General features: G+C 41.7%; 3 protein-coding genes. 2 read left to right on the forward strand and 1 reads right to left on the reverse strand.

Going from position 1 to position 1,973, the window contains the following annotated elements; all coding sequences use genetic code 11:
- The coding region (locus tag B7Y67_RS16345; RefSeq protein WP_367227297.1) for a hypothetical protein at nucleotides 1-556 on the forward strand (556 nt) is incomplete at its 5' end.
- 14 nt (nucleotides 557-570) lie between these two features.
- Here the strand turns inward: B7Y67_RS16345 and B7Y67_RS16350 are convergent.
- Nucleotides 571-825, reverse strand: coding sequence for an accessory factor UbiK family protein (locus B7Y67_RS16350; protein ID WP_293599535.1), 255 nt, complete (start codon nucleotides 823-825; stop codon nucleotides 571-573).
- A 260-nt stretch (nucleotides 826-1,085) separates the two neighbouring features.
- Here B7Y67_RS16350 and B7Y67_RS16355 point away from each other — a divergent pair, with 260 nt between their 5' ends.
- Complete coding sequence (locus B7Y67_RS16355) at nucleotides 1,086-1,889, forward strand: TorF family putative porin (RefSeq protein ID WP_293599536.1); 804 nt, start codon at nucleotides 1,086-1,088, stop codon at nucleotides 1,887-1,889.
- Nucleotides 1,890-1,973: the final 84 nt, after the last annotated feature.

A 1,973-nucleotide genomic window follows, 5' to 3' on the forward strand; every position in this document is an offset into this window, starting at 1 on the left:
ATTGTTGACGGCAGTATTGATGCTTGTCGCTTGTAGCCCCAAGTTAGATTGGCGCACAGTGCAATCTCCGCAAGAGGGTTACAACGCTTTATTTCCTGGCAAACCTGAGAAGATGGATCGACGCTTGCCTTATGAGGGCCAAGCAATCCCTCAATCACTCGAGGCAGTCAAAATTGATGATGATATTTACTCAGTGAGTACCGTTACCTTAAGTAAAGATCAAATTCCATTACAAGCAAAGTTGCTTGAGCAATTACAGAGCAATCTTTTTAAGAGGGCCAATACAAGCTCACAAGGCGATATCAGTACAGATGCTTTTTATCAAACCACTAGTCGCCAAAAATTGCCAACAAAAGATTATTTTTTAGAGTTTTCCTCTACGGGAGCCTCTGAGCAGTCTATGCGTGTTCGCTGGATCACTAGAGCAGCTGCTGATGGTGGAATTCGTATTTACCAAATATCTGTTTTACATACTGCGCCAGCGCGTATAGAGGCAAAAAAGTTTTTTCTAGAAGAAATGTACGCCAACTTCTTTGATGAATTTCATCCTGAGTAAGGCAAAAATTTACTTTAGGATTTTTCTAGCGCAGTAACTTTAGCTTCTAGAGCCTCTAATTTTTCCCTGGTCTTGGCTAATACTTTGGATTGCAGCTCGAATTCTTCGCGGGTAACCAAGTCCATTTTTTGAAATCCCTGATTCATCATCGCCCGAACATTTTTTTCAATCTCTTGAGCTGGTGAATTACGAATTGCGTCACCAACCTTGTTTTGCATATCGCTAGCAATCCGCTGGATTTGCTCTAGGATTTCGCCTGGTTTTTGCATTGCGCTGCCCGCCGTTCTGAATTAGTTGCATAAAAGATACATGCCCTATTTTAAGTTCTAGGGCCAAAAAGATGCAAAAACACCCAAAAATGCTGCGATTGCAGCAAAAAGTACTGAAATGGTGCAAATTGATGCACTAATTTAGGGCATAAGCCTTAATTCGGTGAATCACCAGAAATTACGAGGCTTGCCGAGATTCATGATCACTCCATGCAATAAGCATTTATCCCTTTTTAATTACACACAGCAAGGAGTAACACATGAAAACCATTCAAAAGACAGCTATTGCTCTAGCAGCTACTGGCTTATTTGCCGCAGCAGCATTCGCAGCAGATACCCCAACAAATCCTGAAGATGCAGGCAGCCCGATTGCTGCAAACGTGACAGTTGTTAACGAGTATCGCTATCGTGGTCTTAGTCAGTCCAATTTCCAACCCGCGATACAAGGTGGTTTTGATTATGCCCATGATAGCGGCCTCTACATCGGTAACTGGAACAGTTCAATTAGCTGGATAAGCGATTTCAACCCAGGTGTTTCAGCGCCATTGGAAATGGATTTTTATGCTGGCTTTAAGAAGGATTTAATTGCAGAAGGTTTTGCTTCTGATATTGGTGTTCTTCAGTACTACTATCCAATGAAAGGCGGCCCAACTTTAGCAACTAGCCCTAATACAACAGAAATTTATGTTGCCCAAAACTTTACCTATGGCCCAGTTACTGGATTTGCAAAAATATCCTATGCTGCAACAACTCTTTTTGGAATCCAACAAAGTACTGGCTCTTACTATCCTGATTTAACAGTGAATTACGACACAGGAATTTGGGGTATTTCTGTAAATGGCCATGTTGGCTATCAATCAATTGCTGGCTCTGTAAATGGTGTATCTAACTCTAGTAACTTAAGCTACACCGACTGGAAACTGGGTTTAACTAAAGATTTCGGTGCTGGACTCTCCCTATCTGCGGCCTATATTGATACGAATGCTAAATCTGAGTATTGGTCATATAACGGCAAAAACTTAGGTGGTGCAACTGGGATTGTTTCCCTTACCAAAACTTTCTAATTCCTTCCTCTAAACGGAGAAACGTATGAAATTAATTACCGCAATCATCAAGCCATTCAAGCTTGACGAAGTGCGCGAAGCTCT

The organism is Polynucleobacter sp. 35-46-11 (assembly GCF_002281105.1).